This window comes from Pseudomonas sp. SDO5532_S415 (assembly GCF_054071155.1).
Map to the genome: position 1 here is coordinate 1 of NZ_JBSVWS010000216.1, position 8,110 is coordinate 8,110.

The window sequence follows — 8,110 nt, forward strand, 5'->3', positions numbered from 1 at the left end:
CATAATTGGAATGGGCCATGAACCGCCGTGGCTCCAGCCGGATCGACTCAGCGATCTGGCAGGGTGATATTGAGTTCCAGAATCGAGCAGCTGCCCTGGCTTTCCAGTGCGACGTGCACGTCGTCGGACCCGATATTGACGTACTTGCGAATCACCTCGACCAGTTCCTTTTGCAAGGCCGGCAGGTAATCCGGGGTACTGCGTTGGCCGCGTTCGTGCGCCACGATGATCTGTAGACGCTCTTTCGCTACCGACGCGGTGCTTTGCTTTTTGTTGGCACGAAAGAAGTCAAAAAGGTTCATTGCTTAGTTGCCTCCAAACAGGCGCTCGAAGAATCCCTTCTTCTGTACATCGAGGAATCGATGATCCACGGTCTTGCCCAGCAGGCGGTCAACGGTATCGCTGTAGGCCTGGCCGGCATCGCTCTGGTCGTCGAGGATCACTGGAACGCCCTGGTTGGATGCCTTGAGCACCGCCTGGGATTCCGGGATCACGCCGAGCAGGGCCACCGAGAGGATTTCCTTGACGTCTTCTACGCCGAGCATTTCGCCTTTGCTCACACGTTCCGGGTGATAACGGGTAATCAGCAGGTGTTCCTTGATCGGGTCTTCGCCGCGTTCGGCACGACGGGACTTGCTGGCCAGCAGGCCAAGCATGCGGTCGGAGTCACGAACCGAGGACACTTCAGGGTTGGTCACGACGATCGCTTCGTCAGCGAAGTACATGGCCAGGTGGGCGCCTTTCTCGATGCCCGCCGGGGAGTCGCAGACCACGAACTCGAAGTCTTCCTTGAGTTGCATCAGGACTTTTTCCACGCCTTCTACGGTCAGCGCGTCTTTGTCGCGGGTCTGGCTGGCGGCCAGCACGTAGAGGTTTTCCAGGCGCTTGTCTTTGATCAGCGCCTGCTGCAGGTTGGCTTCGCCGTTGACGACGTTGACGAAGTCGTACACCACGCGGCGCTCGCAACCCATGATCAGGTCGAGGTTACGCAGGCCGACGTCGAAGTCGACGATCACTGTTTTGTGGCCGCGCAGAGCGAGGCCGGTACCGATAGCGGCGCTGGTGGTGGTCTTACCCACACCACCCTTGCCGGATGTAACCACGAGAATCTTGGCCAAGGTGTTTCACCCCTAAGGAAAAAGGACTTTTAGCCCCTGAAAAACATCTCTTGAAAAACTACTGCAGTCGGACAGCCTTGGCTGGAATTCGGTTCTGGGCGGCGTTTACCTCCGGTAAACACTGCTTTTGGCCTGTTTCCTACTTCGTTTGAGCCGTTTTCGCTACGTTTTAGAGATGTTTGGAAAATGCGGCAGTATCCGTTAAAGCCGAATGATGTTCAACACATCGCCCGACAGGCTGACCTGTACGCCTGAACCCCATAAAGGGTCGCGGCGCAGATCTTCGGACACCTTGTAATGACCTGCGATGGAGACCAGTTCAGCGCTCATTTGCTGACAGAAAATCCTGGCTTTGGTGTCGCCTTTGACTCCGGCCAACACGCGACCACGCATGGGGCCGTATACATGGATGTTGCCATCGGCGAGAAGTTCCGCCCCCGGGCTGACCGAAGAGATCACCACCAGATCGCTGCCCTGAGCATAGATCTGCTGTCCGCCGCGTACGGGCGAGGTGATGATTTTGGTCGGTTTGATGGTTGGCTCCGGCGGTTTTTCCGGTTTTTTCGCCACAACACCTTCGTTCAGGTCAAGCGGACGCTCGCGGGCACCGGACGGCGGCAGCACCGGAAGATCAACGGCGATGGCCGCGGCGATGTCTTCAATGCGGCTGGCGCGAATCGCCAGGGTACGCAGGCCGTGCTGGCGGCAAACGCGCATCAGCCCCGGCAGATCGACCGCGCCTTCATGGGCCGGAAGTTTGTCCAGGGCCAGTACCAGAGGGGCATTGCTGAAAAAACCAGGCGCCTGGGCAACCTTGGCGGCCAATTGCCGATCGAGGCCTTCGAGGTCGTTGCGGGCCAGCTCCAGCACCGTAATGGCGAGCATGCTGCCCTTCAGCTGGAACACGGGATCTTGGTCTAGCGGTTCGGTTTGGCTCATGGTCGGCATACAGAGACTTGTCACTAAAAGTGCCGAGACTTATAACGAGAACGCCCGCAGGCCGCAAGCCGGGTCGAACGATGTAGAATGCGCGGCCATTGTCTTTTCGGAAGCTTTAATGGATCGCCCGCGTTTTCGAACCTCCTTTCTATCTCCACGTTTCTGGCCACTGTGGTTGGGCCTGGGGCTGTTGTGGCTGATTGTCCAGTTGCCGTATCCGGCATTGCTGTGGATCGGTCGCGGTCTGGGTGCCTTGATGTATCGGGCGGCCGGCGACCGACGGCGCATCGCCAAGCGCAATCTGGAACTGTGTTTCCCTGAAAAGTCCGCTGCCGAGCGCAAGCGTCTGCTCAAGGAAAATTTCGCCTCGACCGGCATCGCTTTTTTCGAAATGGCGATGAGCTGGTGGTGGTCCCGCGAGCGTCTGGCGAAACTGGCCCATATCGAGGGCCTGGAATATCTGCAGCAAGCCCAACGCGAGGGCAAGGGTGTGATTCTCATGGCGGTGCATTTCACCACCCTGGAAATCGGCGCCGCATTGCTTGGCCAGCAGCACACCATCGACGGTATGTACCGCGAACACAAGAATCCTTTGTTCGACTATGTCCAGCGTCGTGGTCGCGAGCGGCACAACCTCGATTCGCTGGCGGTCGAGCGTGAAGACGTACGCGGCATGCTCAAATTGCTGCGCTCGGGCCGGGCGATCTGGTATGCACCGGACCAGGACTACGGCGCCAAGCAAAGCATCTTCGTGCCGTTGTTCGGTATTCAGGCGGCGACCGTTACCGCCACCAGCAAATTCGCACGGCTGGGCAAGGCGCTGGTGGTGCCGTTCACCCAGGAGCGCCTGGCGGACGGTAGCGGTTATCGGTTGGTAATCCATGCGCCGCTGGAAGGCTTCCCTGGGGAAACCGAGGAAGAAGATTGCCTGCGTATCAATCAATGGATCGAGGGTGTACTGCGTGAGTGTCCGGAGCAATACCTCTGGGCCCATCGCCGCTTCAAGAGCCGTCCACCCGGCGAACCCAAGTTGTACGCCAAACGCGGTTGATCAATCGAACCCTGTAGGAGCGAGCATGCTCGCGACGGTGGACAACGATAACGCGGGACGCCTGACACCCCGCGGCGTTTTCACGACCATCGCGAGCAAGCTCGCTCCTACAAGGGAACTGGTCGAAATAAAGAATTCCCATCAAGCCGCATGGAGCGTTGTGTATGAATCCCGCTGAACCGGTTACAGGGTTGATTCTTTCCGGCGGCGGGGCTCGGGCGGCCTATCAGGTCGGTGTGCTGGCGGCGATTGCCGAGCTTCTGCCATTGGGCGCAGACAATCCGTTTCCGGTGATCGTCGGCACTTCGGCCGGGGCGATCAATGCGGTCAGCCTGGCCAGCGGAGCCACGGATTTTCGCGCCGCCATCGAGCGATTGACTGCCTTCTGGCAAGGCTTTCGCAGTCATCTGGTGTTGCGCAGTGATTGGCCCGGGGTGATCCGCCAGGCCAGTCGCTTTGTCGGTCACAGCCTGCTGGGCCTTGGCGCTCAGGTCCCCGTGGCGTTGCTCAACAGTTCGCCACTGCGCGATCTGCTCCATGACAAGTTGCACATGACCGGCATTGCAGAGGCCATCTCACAAAAGCAACTGCATGCCGTGGCCGTCACGGCATTCGGGTACGAATCCGGTCAGGCCGTGACGTTTTATCAGGGCGGCGGCACCATCGATGCCTGGTTACGCCATCGCCGGATTGGCGTTCCTACCCAGTTGTCCGTTGAGCATCTGCTCGCCAGTTCGGCCATCCCGCTGCTGTTTGCCCCGGTGAAAATCGGCGAAGAGTATTTCGGCGATGGCGCCGTGCGCCAATCGGCACCGATCAGCCCGGCGCTGCATCTGGGTGCCAGTCGCGTTTTGGTGGTGGGGGTCAGTGGCAATCCACGGGGCGTTGATCCGGAGCAGCCATTGCAACGTGCCTGGACCGGGCAGCAGCCGACCCTGGCGCAGATCGGCGGGCACATGCTCAACAGTACGTTCATTGACAGCCTGGAAAGCGACATCGAGTTGCTGCAACGCTTGAATCAGTTCAGTCACCTCATGCCCGATGGCACACCGATTCGCACACTGGGCGTGGCGCCGGTGGAGGTATTGGTGATTTCGCCCAGTCAGCCGATCGACGAGATTGCCGCACGCCATCGCCAGGAATTGCCGGCGGCACTGCGCCTGTTCCTGCGCGGGCCGGGGGCGACCAAGACCAGCGGGGCGGGGGTGTTGAGTTATCTGTTGTTCGAGGCGGGGTATTGCAGCGAGTTGATTGATCTGGGGCGGCGGGATGCGTTGGCCAAGAAGGAAGAGTTGTGCCGGTTTCTGGGGTTGGTGTAGGAGCGAGCTCTGCTCGCGATGGACGTTAACGATAACGCGTGTTTTCTGATTCAACGCGTTGCCCTGTAGTCCATCGCGAGCAAGCTCGCTCCTACAAGATCAGAAGTGAACCTTGACCAGGAAGCTGGTCACGCTCTGATCGGTCTTGAAGCCCTCGCTGTCCTCGATACCGTATTTGTTTTTCCAATAATCGTATTCAACACCGACGTACAACTGCTTCTCGCCCAGATTCAGCGCCTTGCCCAGGTCGTACTTGATCTGTGGGTTGAAGTGCAGGTTGGCGTGGTATTCGCCTTTGGAGTTGGAGTCGTTGTCGACCACCCAATCCATGAAGCCGTCGATGAGCACGTCGGAATCGCCCACCGGGATGGTGTAGGACCAGACCGGGGTGATCTGCCAGATATCGTCACCCGGACGGCTGCCTTCGGTATGGCGGTTGTAGAAGTTCAACTGGAAGTAGTCGAAACCCGGGATGGCCAGATCGAAGCCTGGACCGATCAGGTAGGACTCGGTGTCGTTCTCGCCGAACTCATAGGTCATGGCCAGCAGGACGTCCTTGATCGGGCCGAATTCCAGCTTCTGGTCGAAGATCTTGCCGAATGACAGGCGCGGGGCGAATTCACCGTAGTGGGTGTTCTCGCCCGCGAACGCATCTTCCTTGCCGTTGTAGAAGATCTTGTCGATGAAGAAGAAGTTGTCACCGTATTTCCAGCCATCGGCGTGTTCGAAGGTCACCGTCTGCTGGATGCGCGGGTTGACCTGGAAGTCCTTGCCATACAGATAGGTCAGGCTGTTGTTCTGCCATTGCAGCAAGTCGCCGGCCATGGCCTGGCCCCCCGCCAGCATCGATCCCGCCAGCATCAGGCTAGTGCACGTGCGTTTCATTCGGTTGCTCCCAAAAAGTAGTGATTTCATATTTTTTTAAGGTCGACGCTCTGGTGTGGCGCCTTTTTCTGTAACGGCAAAAAAATCATCCATACGGTCAGCTTGAGTGCTGTCAGCAAACGCTGCGCCAAGGTTTTCGAAAACAAAAAAACTCCCGCTCGGCTGCTCAAAAACAGTCGATTGAGAGTGATTGGGGAATGCCTTGGTACCGTCCAGTGCCGGGATAAGTTGGCTTTCTGGTCAGGAATTAAATCCGGGCTTTTTTTTAAAGCGGATTCAGGCGGCCGCGGAGAATACTGACTCCAGGGCCCGCTCTCAAGTGCTCCGCAACAGCGCACCGACGACAGGTTTGGGGCACGGTTGCGGACCATCTTAGAAGTGCACCTTCACCAGCAGACTGGTGGTGCTTTCATGTGTGTCGAGGTTGGTGTTGTTTTCGACGCCGTACTTGTCTTTCCAATAGCTGTATTCGACGCCGACATACACCTGCTTCTCACGCCAGCCGAAGGCTTTGCCCAGGTCATATTTGATCTGCGGGTTGAAGTGCAGGTTGGCGTGATAGGTGCCACGCGAGTTTTGATCGTTGTCCACGACCCAGTCGATGTAGCCGTCGATCAACAGGCTCGAATTGCCCAGTGGCAGGGTGTAGGACCAGGCTGGCGTGATCTGCCAGACATCATCGCCGGGACGCGAGCCTTCGGTCTGGCGATAGTAGAAGTTCAGGGTGAAAAAGTTGAAGCCCGGTACCTTGAGGTCGAAACCGGGGCCAATCAGATAGGCTTCGCTGTCGTCTTCGCCATTCTCGTAGGTCATGGCCAGCAACACGTCCTTGATCGGGCCGAATTCGAAGCGGCGGTCGAGGATTTTGCCGAAGGAGAGGCGCGGGCTGAATTCGCCGTAATAGGCGTGAACGCCTTTGTTCCGGTCTTTCTCGCCGTTGTAGTAGGTGCTGTCGACGAACAGGAAGTTGTCACCATACTTCCAGCGATCGGCGTGTTCGAAGGTGATCGTCTGCTGGATCGACGGGTTGATCGTGAAATCCTTGCCGTACAGATAGCTCAGGCTGTTGGTCTGCCAAAGCAGCAAATCGCCGGCCATGGCCTGACTGGCAGCCAAAAGACAGCCACCCAACAGCATGGTTTTCTGGGTACGAATCATCTGTTGCTCCCTCTTGTTTTTATTTTTCGAGGCGCAGGCAGCCCCCGACCCTGTGGGAGCGGGCTTGCTCGCGAAGAGGGCGGTGCATTCAACAGAGATGTTGACTGTCAGACCGCTTTCGCGAGCAGGCTCGCTCCCACAGGTTTCGTGTGTTGTCTGTCAGTTCAGTGGGCGTGGCAGTCGTTGGCGGCGCGTTCGGCGCCGCCGAGGATGTTGAACAACAGGTTCAATGTCAGGGCGCTGAGGGTGGCCATGGCGATGCCGCTGTGGGTGATCGGGCTCATCCACACGGGCAGATGGGCGAAAAACTCCGGACGCACCACCGGGATCAAACCCATGCCGATGCTCACCGCCACCAGCAATTGGTTGCGACGGTCACCGATGTCGGCTTCCTGAAGAATCTTGATCCCGGTGGCGGCGACCATGCCGAACATCGCGATGGCTGCGCCGCCCAATACCGCTGGTGGAATCGACGCCACCAGGAATGCCGCTTTCGGCAGCAGGCTGAGGACGATCAACAAGCCGCCGGCGACGATCGTCACCGAACGGCAGCGCACGCCGGTCATCTGCACCAGGCCGATGTTCTGCGCGAAGGAGGAGTGGGTGAAGGTGTTGAAGAAGCCGGCGAAGAACGAGGCGCCGGCATCGCACAGCAAGCCGCGACGCAACATGCGTGGGCAGACTTCCTGACCGGTGATCTTGCCCAGCGCAAGGAACATCCCGGTGGACTCGACGAAAATGATCACCACCACCAGGCACATCGAAAGAATCGGTGCGAGTTCGAACTTCGGCATGCCGAAGTGCAGCGGGGTCACGAATTGCAGCCATGGCGCCTGGGCCATGCCACTGAGGTCAACCATGCCGATCAGACCACAGAGCACATAGCCCAGGCACATGCCGATCAGCACGGAAATATTGACCCAGAAACCGCGCATGAAGCGATGGACCAGCAGGATGGTGCCCAGCACCAGCGCGGCAATGGTCAGGTAGATCGGGGAGCCGAACTGAGCGGCTTCGGCGCCGCCACCGGCCCAGTTCACGGCGACGGGGAACAGCGACAAACCGATCGAGGTGATGACCGTGCCGGTCACCAGCGGCGGGAAGAAACGTACGACCTTGGACATGAACGGGGCGATGAGCATGCCGAAGAATCCGGCGGCGATGGTGGCGCCGAAGATCCCTTGCAGGCCGATACCGGGCATGCCAGCCATGGCGACCATGCTGCCGACGGCGGCGAAACTGGCGCCCATCATCACCGGCATCCGGATGCCCATGGGGCCGATGCCCAAGGATTGAACAATGGTGGCGATGCCGGCTACCAGCAGGTCGGCATTGATCAGGAAGGCGATTTCTTCACGACTCAGGCCAGCGGCCTGTCCGATGATCAGCGGCACCGCGATGGCTCCGCCGTACATCAGCAGAACGTGTTGCAGGCCAACCAGGATCAGTTGCAAAAGGGGCAAACGCTGAATGGCGGGTGCGTCGGGGATGCGCGCTTGGGATAGCTCGGACATGCAACACCTCGGATCTTTTTTATTCTTGTGATGTACAGCTGCAATGTTGCTGGCAGCTGTATTCGAATCAGGACCGCGTTGCGGCCATTCGCGAGCAGGCTCGCTCCCACAGGTTTCGCATTGTCT

At 58.8% G+C, this 8,110-nt stretch carries 8 protein-coding genes; 2 read left to right on the forward strand and 6 right to left on the reverse strand.

Going from position 1 to position 8,110, the window contains the following annotated elements:
- Positions 1-47: 47 nt before the first annotated feature.
- From minE to minC, 3 genes are all read right to left on the reverse strand, one after another.
- Positions 48-302 carry a cell division topological specificity factor MinE gene (gene minE / locus ACW9HW_RS27265; RefSeq protein ID WP_007974947.1) on the reverse strand — a complete coding sequence of 85 codons (255 nt, stop codon included), beginning with the start codon at positions 300-302 and terminating at the stop codon, positions 48-50.
- A gap of 3 nt (positions 303-305) precedes the next feature.
- On the reverse strand, positions 306-1,118 hold the full coding sequence (minD, locus tag ACW9HW_RS27270; RefSeq protein ID WP_060541535.1) for a septum site-determining protein MinD: 813 nt from the start codon (positions 1,116-1,118) through the stop codon (positions 306-308).
- Between the two features lie 201 nt (positions 1,119-1,319).
- Positions 1,320-2,057 (reverse strand): septum site-determining protein MinC, encoded by a 738-nt coding sequence (minC, locus tag ACW9HW_RS27275; protein ID WP_095196859.1) that lies wholly within the window; start codon positions 2,055-2,057, stop codon positions 1,320-1,322.
- Positions 2,058-2,175: 118 nt separating this feature from the next.
- On the opposite strand from minC, the gene ACW9HW_RS27280 reads away from it, so the two are divergent.
- Positions 2,176-3,108, forward strand: coding sequence for a lipid A biosynthesis lauroyl acyltransferase (locus tag ACW9HW_RS27280; RefSeq protein WP_095196839.1), 933 nt, complete (start codon positions 2,176-2,178; stop codon positions 3,106-3,108).
- A 164-nt stretch (positions 3,109-3,272) separates the two neighbouring features.
- A complete protein-coding gene (locus tag ACW9HW_RS27285; RefSeq protein ID WP_095196838.1) occupies positions 3,273-4,427 on the forward strand; it encodes a patatin-like phospholipase family protein in 1,155 nt (384 codons plus the stop codon).
- A 99-nt stretch (positions 4,428-4,526) separates the two neighbouring features.
- Here ACW9HW_RS27285 and ACW9HW_RS27290 read toward each other — a convergent pair whose 3' ends face one another.
- From ACW9HW_RS27290 to ACW9HW_RS27300, 3 genes are all read right to left on the reverse strand, one after another.
- A complete protein-coding gene (locus tag ACW9HW_RS27290; RefSeq protein WP_095196837.1) occupies positions 4,527-5,312 on the reverse strand; it encodes an outer membrane protein OmpK in 786 nt (261 codons plus the stop codon).
- A 372-nt stretch (positions 5,313-5,684) separates the two neighbouring features.
- Positions 5,685-6,470 carry an outer membrane protein OmpK gene (locus tag ACW9HW_RS27295; RefSeq protein ID WP_457402407.1) on the reverse strand — a complete coding sequence of 262 codons (786 nt, stop codon included), beginning with the start codon at positions 6,468-6,470 and terminating at the stop codon, positions 5,685-5,687.
- Between the two features lie 164 nt (positions 6,471-6,634).
- Positions 6,635-7,984 carry a nucleobase:cation symporter-2 family protein gene (locus ACW9HW_RS27300; RefSeq protein WP_457402409.1) on the reverse strand — a complete coding sequence of 450 codons (1,350 nt, stop codon included), beginning with the start codon at positions 7,982-7,984 and terminating at the stop codon, positions 6,635-6,637.
- Positions 7,985-8,110 lie beyond the last annotated feature (126 nt).